This is a genomic window from Candidatus Paralachnospira sp. LCP21S3_A2 (genome assembly GCF_052118925.1).
Taxonomy (GTDB): Bacteria; Bacillota; Clostridia; order Lachnospirales; family Lachnospiraceae; genus Lientehia.
In genome coordinates this window covers 23,418-37,040 of record NZ_JBQKGG010000007.1, presented here as the reverse complement: position 1 = coordinate 37,040, position 13,623 = coordinate 23,418, and the positions used below count along the sequence as shown (strand labels likewise).

At 47.9% G+C, this 13,623-nt stretch carries 10 protein-coding genes; all 10 read left to right on the top strand.

The window, feature by feature from the left end:
- Window positions 1-17: 17 nt before the first annotated feature.
- Entirely contained in the window at window positions 18-2,843 is a 2,826-nt protein-coding gene (locus tag ACTQ3K_RS06985; protein ID WP_441566533.1) for a phage tail tape measure protein, read from the top strand.
- A gap of 1 nt (window position 2,844) precedes the next feature.
- The gene (locus ACTQ3K_RS06980) at window positions 2,845-3,207 is read left to right on the top strand and encodes a hypothetical protein (protein WP_441566531.1); all 363 of its coding nucleotides are present in this window, start codon (window positions 2,845-2,847) and stop codon (window positions 3,205-3,207) included.
- A gap of 70 nt (window positions 3,208-3,277) precedes the next feature.
- Window positions 3,278-4,012: a MerR family transcriptional regulator gene (locus tag ACTQ3K_RS06975; RefSeq protein ID WP_441566529.1), complete on the top strand. Its 735-nt coding sequence runs from the start codon at window positions 3,278-3,280 to the stop codon at window positions 4,010-4,012.
- Window positions 4,013-4,083: 71 nt separating this feature from the next.
- Window positions 4,084-5,967: a hypothetical protein gene (locus ACTQ3K_RS06970; protein WP_441566527.1), complete on the top strand. Its 1,884-nt coding sequence runs from the start codon at window positions 4,084-4,086 to the stop codon at window positions 5,965-5,967.
- Between the two features lie 10 nt (window positions 5,968-5,977).
- Window positions 5,978-7,381: a hypothetical protein gene (locus ACTQ3K_RS06965; protein WP_441566525.1), complete on the top strand. Its 1,404-nt coding sequence runs from the start codon at window positions 5,978-5,980 to the stop codon at window positions 7,379-7,381.
- Between the two features lie 84 nt (window positions 7,382-7,465).
- Window positions 7,466-7,915, top strand: a complete 450-nt coding sequence (locus tag ACTQ3K_RS06960; protein WP_278359838.1) for a phage holin family protein — start codon at window positions 7,466-7,468, stop codon at window positions 7,913-7,915.
- The gene (locus ACTQ3K_RS06955; RefSeq protein WP_441566523.1) at window positions 7,915-9,408 is read left to right on the top strand and encodes a glucosaminidase domain-containing protein; all 1,494 of its coding nucleotides are present in this window, start codon (window positions 7,915-7,917) and stop codon (window positions 9,406-9,408) included. The genes ACTQ3K_RS06960 and ACTQ3K_RS06955 overlap by 1 nt, the downstream gene beginning before the upstream one ends.
- Before the next feature lie 133 nt (window positions 9,409-9,541).
- Window positions 9,542-9,736 carry a hypothetical protein gene (locus ACTQ3K_RS06950; protein WP_441566521.1) on the top strand — a complete coding sequence of 65 codons (195 nt, stop codon included), beginning with the start codon at window positions 9,542-9,544 and terminating at the stop codon, window positions 9,734-9,736.
- Between the two features lie 161 nt (window positions 9,737-9,897).
- Window positions 9,898-11,874: a recombinase family protein gene (locus tag ACTQ3K_RS06945; protein ID WP_441566519.1), complete on the top strand. Its 1,977-nt coding sequence runs from the start codon at window positions 9,898-9,900 to the stop codon at window positions 11,872-11,874.
- Window positions 11,871-13,574, top strand: a complete 1,704-nt coding sequence (locus ACTQ3K_RS06940) for a recombinase family protein (RefSeq protein WP_441566517.1) — start codon at window positions 11,871-11,873, stop codon at window positions 13,572-13,574. Before ACTQ3K_RS06945 ends, ACTQ3K_RS06940 begins: the two co-directional genes overlap by 4 nt.
- Window positions 13,575-13,623: the final 49 nt, after the last annotated feature.

The following is a 13,623-nucleotide window of genomic DNA, read 5'->3' as shown; positions in this document are numbered from 1 at the left end:
GGGAAGGAGGCTGACGCATGGCTGGACGGATCCAGGGTATCACCGTTGAGATCGGCGGCGATACCACCAAACTACAGACAGCCCTTAAGGGTGTAAATACAGAGATCAGAAATACTCAGAGCCAGCTGCGTGATGTCGATAAGCTCCTGAAACTTGATCCGGGAAATACGGAACTGCTTGCACAGAAGCACAGGCTCCTAGGGGATGCCGTCAAGGAAACGAAGGAAAAGCTGGAGACCTTGAAGACAGCAGCGGAACAAGCAGAGCAGGCACTGAAGGATGGAACGATCACACAGGAACAGTATGACGGCCTGCAGCGTGAGATCGTCGAAACTGAACAGAAGTTGAAGTCCTTGGAGGAACAGGCGAAGGCTTCCGGTACGGCTCTTCAGGAGATCGCTGCAAAGGGTGAGAAGCTGAAGACAGTTGGTGACAATGTTACCAATGTCGGAAAGAAATTCATGCCTGTAACTCTGGGCGTTGTGGGATTAGGTACGGCGGCGGTGAAGACTGCCGCTGATTTTGATTCCGCCATGAGCAAGGTGGCGGCGGTATCCGGCGCAACTGGCTCTGATCTGGAAGCACTCCGGGATAAAGCCCGTGAGATGGGTGAGAAGACAAAGTTCTCTGCATCCGAGGCAGCGGAAGCCATGAACTATATGGCGATGGCCGGCTGGAAGACGGAGGATATGCTTTCCGGTATCGAAGGTGTCATGAACCTGGCCGCAGCTTCCGGAGAGGATCTGGCAACTACTTCCGATATTGTAACGGATGCTCTGACAGCGTTTGGACTTACAGCGAAGGACTCTGGGCATTTTGCAGATATCCTTGCGGCGGCTTCCAGTAATGCCAATACGAATGTCTCCATGATGGGTGAGACCTTCAAGTATTGTGCTCCGATTGCCGGTGCTCTGGGATTCTCTGCGGAGGATACGGCGGAAGCAATCGGTTTGATGGCCAATGCCGGTATCAAAGGATCCCAGGCAGGTACTTCACTCAGGACGATCATGAACAACCTGTCCGGAGAGGTGAAGATCTGCGGATCCTCTATCGGAGAGGTCACGGTTGCTACGACCAATGCGGACGGCTCTATGAGGGATCTGTCGGATATCCTTGCATACTGCCGGACGGCATTTTCTGGATTGTCTGAATCTGAGAAGGCGGCAGCGGCTGAAAGTCTTGTCGGCAAGAATGCGATGTCCGGATTTCTGGCTCTGATGAACGCCGGAGAAGCGGATATCACCAAGCTTTCCAGTGCGATTGATAACTGTGATGGTTCTGCAGCAAGTATGGCCGAGACCATGAATGACAACCTTGCCGGTCAGCTGCAGATCCTGAAGTCTCAGCTGGAAGAATTGGCGATTTCCTTTGGTGAGCTGTTGATGCCTGCGATTCGGACGATTGTGGGTTGGATCCAGAAGTTTGTGGACTGGCTCAATTCGATGGATGAAGGTACCAGGAAGGTGATTGTGACGATTGCCCTGGTGGCGGCTGCAATCGGACCGATACTGATCATAATCGGTAAAGTCATCTCTGCGGTCGGTACCATTATGACTCTGGTTCCGAAGCTGGCAGGTGTGATCAATGCAGCGAAGGGAGTATTTGCTGCCTTCAATGCGGTATGTGCTGCGAATCCGTATGTGCTAATCATCGCGGCGATCGTGGCTTTGGTGGCAGCGTTCATTTATCTCTGGAACAACTGTGAAGAGTTCCGGCAGTTCTGGATCGACCTGTGGGAGAGCATCAAAGAGATCGCTATTGCCGTGTGGGAGGCGCTGAAGGCATTCTTCCAGGCGGCGTGGGAAGCAATCAAGACCACGGCTACAACAGTCTGGAATGCAATCAAGGATTTCTTCTCCGGGCTGTGGGAAGGCATCAAGAACATTTTCACGACGGTGGTGAACGCGATCAGCACATTCCTGACTACGGCATGGAACACGATCAAAAATACCGTGACAACCGTGTGGAATGCGATTAAGACATTTTTCACGACAGTCTGGAATGGAATTAAGTCGGTTATCACTACGGTGGTAAATGCGATCTCCACCTTCCTGAGTACGGCGTGGAATGGGATCAAGACTGCGATCACTACGGTGCTGAATGCCATTAAGACAGCGGTTACTACGGTCTGGAACGGCATCAAGAATACGATCACAACTATCGTGAACGCAATCAAAAATGCAGTCACGACAGCCTGGAACAATATCAAGACTGCCGTATCCAATGCGGCAAACGCGATCAAGACCGGCGTGACGAATGCCTTTAATGCTATGCTGAACGGCATCAAAAATATCTGCGGAAATATTTATGGTGCAGTGAAGGGTGGCTTTGACAAGGCTATCGGCTTTATCAAGGGACTTGCTTCGCAGGCTTTCCAGTGGGGTGCTGACTTCATTGGCGGCATCGTGAATGGTATCAAGTCCATGATCGGTAAGGTCGGGGATGCGGTTTCTTCTGTTGCAAATAAGATCCGGAGCTTCCTGCATTTCTCTGTGCCGGATGAAGGACCTTTGACGGATTATGAGAGCTGGATGCCGGACTTCATTGGAGGACTTGCAAAAGGCATTGAGAAGAGCCGGGGCATGATTGAGAACGCAATGAACGGTGTGACTTCTGATCTTACCATTACTCCGAGGGTGATGGCAGCTCAGGGTAACTATTCCGGATCGGCTGCATCGAGCGGAGATCTGATCTCCGGAATCAATACAGCACTGAATACAGCTCTGGCCGGTGGAGGCGCTGCAGGGGATATCGTGATCCCGGTTTATATCGGCGGTGACATGATTGATGAGATTGTGGTTACGGCTCAGCAGAGAATGAATTTAAGAAGTGGAGGCAGGTAAGATGGCTCATTTGCAGTATCTTGTTTTTAACAATGAGAATATCCCGATGCCTGCCTCTTATTCTGTGAGTTTATCGGATGTGGAGGCAGATAGCGGGGGTGTGACGGAGGCAGGAACCACGCAGAGGGATGTTGTCCGGGAAGGCGTGGTTCAGATCGGAGTGACCTTCCGTGTATCGAAGAAGTGGCTGAATAAGTTTTCGGCATATAAGAAGCTGGCGAGCATTACGGTCGGATACCTGGATATGGAGACCATGAACATCGTAAACACGCAGATGTACATTGACGGGTATCAGGTGAAGCTGGTCAGTGATACATCGTATGGTTCACTCTGGGAGATATCTTTCACGTTGAAAGAATTTTGAAAAAAAGTGTTGACTCCTACGTTGCGTAATAGTTTATATTAACATTACCAAGCGAATGGAGGATATGCCAATGATGACAATACATGAAGTGAGCAAGCTTGCCGGGGTGAGTATACGCACTCTACAATATTATGACAAGATCGGTCTTTTGCATCCGACGGGATACACCGATGCAGGTTACAGGCTGTATGACGATGCAGATCTGGAACGCCTTCAGCACATATTGTTGTTTCGTGAGTTGGAGTTTCCTTTGAAGGACATCAAGGCGATCATAAACAGTCCTGATTTTGACAGAAGCACGGCATTAGAGCAGCAGATTGAACTGCTTCGGTTGAAGAAGGAACATATTGAGAATCTGATGAACTTTGCGCTTGGAATAAAATTGTTAGGAGTGAAGCATATGGATTTTAAGGCTTTTGATAGAAGTAAGCTGGATGAGTATTCCCGACAGGCCAAGGAACTATATGGCAATACGCCTGAGTACAAAGAGATGGAGGAAAAGCAGAAGAATCGTACAAAGGAAGAGGATAATATCCTTGCAGATAGATTTATGCTGCTTTTCAAGGAAGCTGGAGAGATGAGGAATACGGATCCGGCATCGCCTGAAGCACAGGATTTGGTGAAAAGGATACAAGCTTATATAACTGAAAACATGTACACCTGCTCAAATAAGATTTTGCGAGGCTTGGGTAAGATGTATTCAGGAGGCGGTGACTTTACAAAGAACATCGATGAGTATGGCGGAGAAGGAACTGCAGAGTTCGTGGATAACGCTATTCAAATCTATTGCGACAAGGCAGAATAAGCAAATCACATTTAGCTACTAAGAGGGTCGGGAAACCGGCTCTCTTTTCATGTCTGGAGGGAGGTGGTCATTTGTATCCGGTCAGCAATGCCTTTCTTGAAGCAGTGAAGGCGAATACAAGAAAATATTACTGGACCGGCAGGATCACAACGACTGCCGGAACAGTTTATGAGTTTGATCAGGATGATATGGTCAAGGGCAGCGGGTATATTACCAGTCAGTGCTGCGGATCCACAGAGATAGAACTGGGAACGGTTTATGCGGCTGAGATGGGGATATCGCTATTCTCCGAGATCAACCGGTATACGCTGGAAGATGCGAAGGTGGAGCTTTTCTATCACCTGCAGATAGCGGGTGGTTCTTATGAGAGGATCCCGATGGGGATCTTTGAAGTATCAGAGGCGAACAGGAAAGCTAAGTGCCTGGAGATCAAGGCCTATGATTACATGGTTCGCTTTGAGAAGGCTTTCACTTCCCTTGAATCCATCGGTAACGCTTATGACTTCATGGTGCTCTGCAGTACGGCCTGTGAGGTGACGCTGGCTCAGGACAGGGCAACCATTGAGGCGATGCCGAACGGAACCGAGAACCTGTCCATCTATTCTGATAATGATATTGAGACTTACCGCGATGTGCTGTTCTATGTGGGACAGGTGCTTGGCGGTTTTTTCGTGATCAACAGAGCCGGGGAGCTGGAGCTTCGGAAGTATGGGAATACGCCGGTGCTGACAGTTGAGAGGAAGCACAGGTTCACTTCCAGCTTTTCGGACTTTATCACGCGATATACAGCGGTCAGTTCAACGAACCTTCGGACACAGATTGCGGAGTATTATGCACTGGATCCGGATGATGGGTTGACGATGAACCTGGGCGTTAATCCTCTGCTGCAGTTCGGTCTGAAAGAGACCAGGCGGCAACTCTGTGAGAATATCCTGAATGATCTGGCCGTCGTGAACTACGTGCCGTTTGATTCGGATACCATCGGAAATCCAGCACTGGATGTTGGCGATGTTTTGTCATTCAGCGGTGGACAAGCGGATGCCACGAAGTATGCCTGCATCACATCGAACAGCATCAAGATCGGCGGCAGGCAGAGTATCAAGTGCGTGGGAAAGAATCCGAAGCTGTCCCAGGCGAAGAGTAAGAACGATAAGAACATTTCAGGGCTTCTGGCTCAGATCGAGGCAGGAAAGATCGGGATCCATACCTTCACTAACGCTTCAGCATTTTCTGTGACGGATGTGGACACGAAGATCATTTCCATCGAGTTTGCTACGACTGAAGCGAACCATGCGCAGTTCTTCGGGCAGGTGATCGTAGATGTGACGGCCCAGCCGATGACAAGGTCGGTGACGGCTTCCGGTGATGTGGTGATCCCTTCGGTGAATGTTGACGGGGTACCTGTGGATCCGGAAGATCCGGAGGAAGAGCCGGTGGTGATCGGCAGCACGGAAGAGCAGACGATTACGGTATCTCTTCCGATGAGCTGGCAGGAGGACGGTCATGCGGATGTGATCTTTTCCTTTGAGTTCAATAACCAGATGATTCCGGTGCATTATCCGCAGGAAAACTGGCACTCGGGAAGACATACGATCCTTCTGTATTATCCGATCGAGAATGTGGTGCCGAACTATACGAATATCTTCAATGTCTATATGCGCTGCGAGGGTGGCACAGCAGCGGTGGATACCGGGATGTGCATTGCTTCCATCTCCGGTCAGAGCATGGGTGCTTCGGCGGCATGGGACGGCAGAATCGATATTGAAGAGTACGTGGATCTGTTCCGGATTGGCAACGGCAGACAGAACGGAAGACTTCAGGTGAAGGCGTTCACGGATGCGGATGAGTGGGAGGTCAAGGAAACCATGAGACGGTACTATTCGGATGTTAAGAACGGAAGATCCGGCATCGGAGGCTTTGCGATGGTTGTGGACGTGCCGGGCAGTAACGCGTAAGGAGGTTGCGATGAAGAGATATACAGGAAATCTGGTCATTGAACTGGAAGACCAGAATACAGGAAATGTGGAGACGGTATCGGAGACCAACATGGTCACCAATGCCGTCAATGACATTCTGGGAGTAAATCCGATGGGTGTCATGTATAAGGCCGGTGGGGAGTATGATGATTCTCTGACCTGGAATAACGAGCTGCTTCCGATCTGCCCGAACATGATCGGAGGCATCCTGCTTTTTCCAAGTTCCATTACGGAGCAGGCGGATAACATTTATCAGCCGTCAACGAATCTGCCGGTAGCTTATGCTTCCAATGATGTTAATGCTACGGCGAATACGAAAAGGGGAAGCATGAACCTGACCGAGAGTACGAAGCTGACAGACGGTTATAAGTTCGTCTGGGAGTTTACACCTTCGCAGGGCAACGGCACGATCACGGCGGTCGGGCTTACATCCAAGCATGGCGGGGCGAACGCCTATGGCTCCGATGTGGCGGTGGACACTACGCTGCTTCAGATCAAGAAGGTCAGTCTGAATGATGAAGATGGATTCATCAATGATTTGTTCCGGACAGTGACGGTGGATTTTGAGAATGCGAAGCTTTATTCTCTGGGCTACGCAAGTAATACGGTCACGATCAAAAGGTACCGAATCCCGGTGTTTGATATCGGGCTGAATGAGAAGCTGGATGACTCCACACTGGTGCTGGAGGATACAACGGTTCTGCAGTGTTCCATCTTTAAGTTCTATGGCAGCTACACACCGTATGGAATCTTCTGCGATGGCGGAGATGGGTACTGGTATGGCTTCTCCAATCAGGCGAATTCTTCCGGGAATGCAACGATGCTCTGGATAAAGATCAAGAAGAGTGATTATACATTTACGGAAGGCAGCTGGACGCTGTCGAACGCACATCTGATGGCGGTGGGAAGCTTCCGGGAGGATTCCAGTTATCCTTCCGGAAACAGAAGCGCTGTGGTGAGAAACGGATATTTGTATGTGCCGTCTTATGACAAGACCGGCGTATACAAGATCAATATCTCCAATAGCACGGACGTGACGCTGATAAGCCTGGGGTTCACTTCCAAGATGCGGTGCATCGGTGAAACGGGAAGCTGTGACTGCTGCATGAGTATTCTGAATGATATCATCATCGGCTATGATTTTGAGATCGATGTGAATGATAACGTGATTGCGACCTTTGCCGGGGAACGCTGCGGAAATGTGTCCACACAGTTCTTCCAGTACAAGGAATATGTCTTTGCCTGGGGCGGCGCTTATCTGAATCAGTACAGATACACCTGGCTGCTGACTCCGTATCTGGCTACGATCTGTAATCTGAGCCAGGCTGTGGTCAAAAATGCGGATAAGACGATGAAGATCACGTATACGCTGACGGAGCAGACGGTGACGTAAGGGTTGGATAAATGAATAGGTGTTGTTAAGGCGGTTATCCCGATATGGGAGCCGCCTATTTTTATGCGAAGGAGGGCATGTGAAATGAAGGAGTTTTGGAATGTGATTCAGGCGATCTTTGCGGCTGTAGGCGGCTGGCTTGGCTATTTCCTGGGCGGAAATGACGGCCTGCTATATGCACTTCTGGCTTTTGTGGTGCTGGATTACATCACAGGAGTCATGTGCGCGGTGGCAGATAAGAAGCTGTCGAGCGCCGTGGGCTTCAAGGGGATCTGCAGGAAAGTTCTGATCTTTGCGATGGTAGGTATCGGACATCTGCTGGATACTCACATTTTCGGAGAAGCCGGTGTGCTCAGAACCGCGATCATTTTCTTCTACATTTCCAATGAAGGTCTGAGCCTTGTAGAGAATGCGGCGTATCTGGGACTTCCGATTCCGGGAAAGCTTCACAAGGTGCTGGAGCAGCTGCATGACAGAAGTGAGAAGGAAGATGATGGCAAGGATGGCAAAGACGAAAAGGAAGGTGAAGAATAATGGCTTATACGAACAGTTCTATGGTGGTTTATAAGAAGCTTTCTCCGAACCATTCTGGCCAGAGGACGCACAGCATTGACCGGATCACGCCTCATTGTGTGGTCGGTCAGTGTACGGCGGAAGGCCTGGGGGAATGGTTTGAGAAGCAGTCCACGCAGGCATCCAGCAACTACGGCATTGATCGTGACGGCAGGGTGGCTTTGTACGTGGAAGAGAAGAATCGTTCCTGGTGTACTTCCAGCAATGCCAATGACCAGAGGGCGATCACGATCGAGTGTGCTTCCGATACCACAGAGCCTTATGCTTTCAGGGATGTGGTGTATCAGACGCTGATCAAGCTCTGCATAGATATCTGCAAGCGCAATGGCAAGAGCAAGCTGATCTGGTTCGGAGATAAGGACAAGACGCTTAATTATTCTCCTAAGAGCGGGGAGATGATCTTGACCGTTCACAGGTGGTTTGCGAATAAGTCCTGTCCGGGGAACTGGATGTATGCGAGGATGGGAGATCTGGCTGAGAAGGTGACGAAGGCACTGCAGGGAACCGCTGATTCCGGTGGCGGTTGGGCTGCAAAGGGGACACAGGTCTCTGTCCTGAAGAACCTGTCTGAGGTGGATGCGATCAAGAAGGTCGGTGCACTCTTCACTGCGGATCAGAAGAAGAGCGGTATCCTGGCTTCGGTATCGCTGGCCCAGTTCATTCTGGAATCTGGGTATGGAAAGAGTGAGCTGGCTCAGAACGCCAACAATATTTTCGGAATGAAGTGCAGCCTGTCTGGGAATAGCTGGAGCGGATCCAGCTGGGACGGTAAGAGCAAGTACACGAAGAAGACGCAGGAACAGAATCCTGACGGCAGCATGGTCACGATCACGGCTGACTTCCGAAAGTATCCCTGTATCGAGGATTCTATTGCTGACCATTCCGCTTATCTGCTTGGAGCGAAGAACGGCAGTAAGCTGAGATATGATGGGCTGAAGGGATGCTTGGATTATAAGAAGGCTGTGCAGATCATCAAGGATGGCGGCTATGCAACGAGCCTGACCTATGTGGAGAAGCTGATCTCCATCATCGAAAGGTGGAACCTGACTCAGTATGATGCTAAGGACACCGGCGGTGAGGTGATCCGCTGGTACCGTGTTAGAAAGTCATGGGCGGATGCCAAGAGCCAGAAGGGAGCTTATAAGGTCCTGGACAACGCGAAGAAATGCGCGGATCAGAATCCGGGATATAAGGTGTTCGATGCGGATGGCAAGGTAGTGTATGCATCGAAGGCGGCGGAGACTGCGGTGAAGGTGCCGTTCCTGGTGAAGGTCAGTATTTCGGATCTGAATATCAGGAAGGGTCCGGGAACCGATTATGACAGGGTTCAGTTTATTCCGATTGGTGTGTACACAATCATGGAAGTGAGAAGTGGCAAAGGCAGCTCTGCCGGATGGGGTAGGCTGAAGAGCGGAATAGGATGGATATCGTTGGATTTCGTCCGTAGGATTTAAGAATGATGGCTGGTGGAGATTGAGTTCTCTGCTGGCCGTTATTTTTTTGCCTTTTGACCGGAAAAATATTTTCCAAAGGCGCTTAGGAAGATAGGAGGGAAGAACCTCACTTTGATTCCCGGAGGTGCCACGAATGACAACTTTCATGAAGAACGGCATTGAAGTATGTATGCCGGAAGATGATGAAAAATCCAGACAGAATATGATTATCGCTGCTGAGTTCATGGCGCGTATGATACAAAAGTACGGTAAAAAGGTTCTTGCAAAGATTGAAGAGAAAGAACGATTGGAAGCAAACAAAGAGTCAGAAGATATAGTTGCAGAGTAAATCATATTCAAGCGTGGTGAGAAATCGGCAGTGGGAGGATTCCTATTGCCGGTTTTTCATTTGAAAACCGTATTGAAAAACTGTCGATATCGTGGTATTGTATCAAACAAGGAACTGCTGTGTGACAAAGAGCAACACCCAAAGAAAGGAGGCGGAGATCATTGAAGAAATGCTATATCTACACAAGAGTCTCCACCACCGCTCAAACTGAAGGGTATAGCCTTGATGCACAGGAAGAAAGCCTTAAGGCATATGCGGAATATAGGGAACTGCAGATTGTCGGAAGCTATTGTGACGCCGGCAAATCCGGCAAGAATATAAAAGGTCGTCCAGCATTCCGACAGATGATGACTGATATCAAGAGCCAGAAGGATGATATTTCATTTGTTCTGGTCTTCAAGTTGTCACGTTTCGGAAGAAATGCAGCTGATATTCTGAAGTCGATACAGCTTCTCGAAGACTTTGGTATTGATCTCGTGAGTGTCGAGGAATCTATTGATTCATCTACACAGGGTGGCAGATTGACACTGGCTATTCTCTCTGCAGTTGCTGAAATGGAAAGAGAAAATATTACTGTTCAGTTTATGGCCGGAAAAATACAAAAGATGCTTGAAGGCGGATGGACTGGTGGTGCAGTTCCTTATGGTTATAAGAACGTTAATCATGAATTGGTTCTGGTTCCGCCTGAAGCAGAAGTGATCCGAAAGATATATGAGCTATATCAGCAGGAAAACATGTCAGCTTCTGCTGTGGCATATGAGTTGAACAAAAGCAATCTGGTTCGTATCTCTGGAAAAGGAGAGCAGAAGCCATTCACTTATGAGTTTGTATCAAGAATCCTGGATAATCCATTTTATTGTGGAAGAGTTTATTACAACAGAAGAACCAATAAGAAGGACAGGGATGGAAAGACCATAAAGCTGGATGAGGATAATATCATCATGGCTGAGGGTAAGCATGAGATTGTTGTTTCGCCTGAAGTGTGGGATAGCGTTCATGCAAAGAGAACTGAAATCGCCGGACGCTACAAAAAGGCAGAAGACGGTGGCCATGTGCATCTGCTTTCGGGAATTGTGAAATGTCCAATCTGCGGTAAGGGACTCACCGGGATGATTAGTAGAACGAAGAACCTGAAAGGTGATGGATACTATAAGCCGATTTATTACTATAAGTGCCGGTATAATACAAGACAAAACGGGAAAACGTGTCCTTTCGATCAGAGCTTAAATCAGGAAATCATAGATGGTTTGGTCATGAAGATTCTGCAAAAGCTCCAGACATACAAGGAATTCCAAGATGCTTTGCAGGTGGCCTTGGGTAATCAGGGGAATATTGATAAGACAGAAAAGCGGCTCCAGGATCTTCGTAAGGAGCTTAGGGAAGCGGAGCTGACCAAAGACCGGCTTGGTGAAAAGCTTGATGGGCTGAATCCTCTTGGTAAGGATTATGACAAGAAATACGAAGAAACATCTGATAAGCTCGACAGCATATATGATCGAATTGATGATTTGGAAACAGATGTTATCGCTACCAAGAAAAAGCTTGAGGCACTGAAACAAAAGGCGGATTCGACAGTTCAGATTATGACATTTATAGAGAACCTGCCTCTTATGTATGAGGAAATGTCGGAGGAAGAGCGGAAGGAAATGTTCCAGGCATTTGTTGATGAAATTGAGCTTTTTCCGGAGGATAGGACAGACGGCAAGATTATAAAAAGCATATCCTTCAAATTTCCGATGGTATTTGATGGAAAGCCACTGGTTAAGAATTCTAAGCCAGAAGATACAATATCTTTCAAGCTTGATTGCGCTGATATAGATATTGATCTGCCGGACAAAGGCAATATCATCATGAAGAAACAAGCTGACGGTAGCCAGAAGGTGATTGTACGAAAAGGAACATATGCCAATATTAAGGCGTATATTCTTGAGAAATATAACGTCAAGATTCCGACTCTTTACATCGCACAAATCAAGAGAAAGTACGGACTGGAGATCGGAAAAGCATATAATAAACCAGAGAAGAATAAGAACCATGTGCCGAAGTGCACAAAAGAAAAAGAACTGCTGATTATGGAGGCACTGAAGTTCTATGATTTGATGGAGCAGGATGTCGAGTACAGGGAGGATGCGGTATGACAGAAAAGAAGAAAAAGAAGCAGCAGAAATGCTACATATATATCCGCGTCTCCACTTCCATGCAGGTGGAAGGATACAGTCTGGAAGCTCAGAGAGAGCGACTTAACAAGTTTGCTGATTATCAGGGAATGGAGGTCGTAAGGGAGTATTGCGATGCAGGAAGATCTGGAAAGAATATAACCGGTCGTCCTGAGTTTACGCAGATGCTTCGGGATATCACTGATGACAGAGACGGAATATCCTATATACTGGTATTTAAGCTTTCTCGATTTGGAAGAAATGCTGCGGATGTATTGAACTCACTTCAGTATATTCAGGATTACGGAGTGAATCTGATCTGCGTTGAGGATGGCATCGATTCTTCCAAGGATTCTGGTAAGCTTACCATCACCGTTCTCTCCGCTGTTGCAGAGATTGAGCGTGAGAACATTCTTGTTCAGACAATGGAAGGTCGGAAGCAGAAGGCCAGAGAGGGTAAGTGGAACGGAGGCTTGGCTCCATTTGGATATCGCCTGGATAAAGAAAAAGGCGAACTGGTCGTTGATCCGAAGGAAGCTGAGATCGTTAAGGTTATCTTCGATAAATTCATCAATTCTGATATGGGCGCGGACTCAATCAGCAATTATCTGAATGATCATGGTTATACGAAAAATACGAGCCGTGACTTTGAAGTGAGTTATTTTACTCGCAGCCATATCATGAAGATACTTGATAATCCAGTCTATGTTGGTAAGATCGTATATGGTAAGAGTGCCACAGAAAAAGTCAAAGGAACCAGAGATCAATATCGTAGAGTTAAGCAGGATGATTATCTTGTCGCTGATGGAAGACATGATGCTATCATAGATGAAGATACTTGGAACAAAGCTCGTGAGAAGCGAAAAGAGACCGGTGTCAAATGGAATAAGATTCATGATCTTGACCATGAACATCTTCTGGCAGGTATCCTGAAATGCCCGATCTGCGGAGCTTCTCTTGCCGGAACAGTTCGACGGAAGAAGTATCCAAGCGGCAAGGTGAATTCCACATTCTACTATCGATGTTTACACCGAAAGCGAATTGAAAGCACTGGTAAGAAATGTGATTTCAAACCTTCGCTAAACCAGATTGATACAGATGCCGAAATAATTGGTGTTATTCACGACATGGTGAATGATGAACAGTTTGAAGCTTTCATCAGAGGCAAGCTGGATGAGAAGGTGGATGTATCAAGCTTTGAAGCAGAGCGTGAAGGTCTCAGGACTCAGCTGGTTCAGGCGACAGGTGCAAAGGATAAGTTGATGCAGCAGCTGGATAGACTGGATGTTACTGACAGGCATTACGATCGAAAGTATCAGGACATGCAAGACCGTCTGGATACACTTTATGACAGGATCGCTGACCTGGAAGAAAAGATCGATGATGTGACTGATAAGATATCCGGAGCCTATGATGAGAACCTGACATCAAAGCAGCTCTGCAAGGTTCTTCTCCAATTCGATGAAATGTTTGAAGAAATGACCGACTTGGAGAGAAAAGAGTTTTTATATACACTTATTGAAAGGATTGACCTGTTTCCTGAAAGACAGGAAAATGGAAGCATCCTGAAGCGAATCAGATTTAAATTCCGCGTAGATTATGACGCTGAAGCTGGTGGTAGGGTGTTGCTCAACGAAAACGACGTCGAGAGCGTGGTTCTGTTGACTAAAGTACACAATTGAGAGTGTGAAAATGCTTGAAATATAAGGCTTTCCGAGGATTTGGACGTAA

What these genes read in the sequence shown, in the direction of transcription:
- ACTQ3K_RS06985 (WP_441566533.1), top strand. Translation starts at nt 18, where the DNA reads ATGGCTGGACGGATCCAGGGTATCACCGTTGAGATCGGCGGCGATACC.
- ACTQ3K_RS06980 (WP_441566531.1), top strand. Translation starts at nt 2,845, where the DNA reads ATGGCTCATTTGCAGTATCTTGTTTTTAACAATGAGAATATCCCGATG.
- ACTQ3K_RS06975 (WP_441566529.1), top strand. Translation starts at nt 3,278, where the DNA reads ATGATGACAATACATGAAGTGAGCAAGCTTGCCGGGGTGAGTATACGC.
- ACTQ3K_RS06965 (WP_441566525.1), top strand. Translation starts at nt 5,978, where the DNA reads ATGAAGAGATATACAGGAAATCTGGTCATTGAACTGGAAGACCAGAAT.
- ACTQ3K_RS06960 (WP_278359838.1), top strand. Translation starts at nt 7,466, where the DNA reads ATGAAGGAGTTTTGGAATGTGATTCAGGCGATCTTTGCGGCTGTAGGC.
- ACTQ3K_RS06955 (WP_441566523.1), top strand. Translation starts at nt 7,915, where the DNA reads ATGGCTTATACGAACAGTTCTATGGTGGTTTATAAGAAGCTTTCTCCG.
- ACTQ3K_RS06950 (WP_441566521.1), top strand. Translation starts at nt 9,542, where the DNA reads ATGACAACTTTCATGAAGAACGGCATTGAAGTATGTATGCCGGAAGAT.
- ACTQ3K_RS06940 (WP_441566517.1), top strand. Translation starts at nt 11,871, where the DNA reads ATGACAGAAAAGAAGAAAAAGAAGCAGCAGAAATGCTACATATATATC.